The sequence below is a fragment of the Pseudarthrobacter phenanthrenivorans genome (assembly GCF_000813845.1).
Taxonomy (GTDB): Bacteria; Actinomycetota; Actinomycetes; order Actinomycetales; family Micrococcaceae; genus Arthrobacter; species Arthrobacter phenanthrenivorans_B.
On the sequence record NZ_JWTB01000058.1, the window covers coordinates 1 to 270 of the forward strand.

Below are 270 nucleotides of genomic sequence, written 5' to 3' on the forward strand. Positions count from 1 at the left end.
AGGACGTCGTAGCCGGCGTCCAGGCCCCAGGTGAACCCGGCGATGTAGGCGGCGCCCAGGCCTTCCTTGCCCTTGCGGTGCAGGACGTGGACCTGGGGGTCCTCGGCGGCGAAGCCGTCGGCGAGCTGGCCGGTGCCGTCGGGGCTGTTGTCATCGACCACCAGCACGTCCGACGCCGGAACGGCCTTGCGAAGGCGCTGGAGCGTCTTGGGCAGCGATTCCAGTTCGTTGTAGGTGGGAATGATCGTAAGGACGCGCACAAAGGGCCTT

General features: G+C 67.8%; 1 protein-coding gene. It reads right to left on the reverse strand.

Translation table 11 applies throughout. The features are described 5' to 3' along the window. A partial coding sequence (locus tag RM50_RS20010) for a glycosyltransferase (protein ID WP_043456319.1) occupies positions 1–260 on the reverse strand: 260 nt, incomplete at its 3' end. Between the last annotated feature and the right edge of the window lie 10 nt (positions 261–270).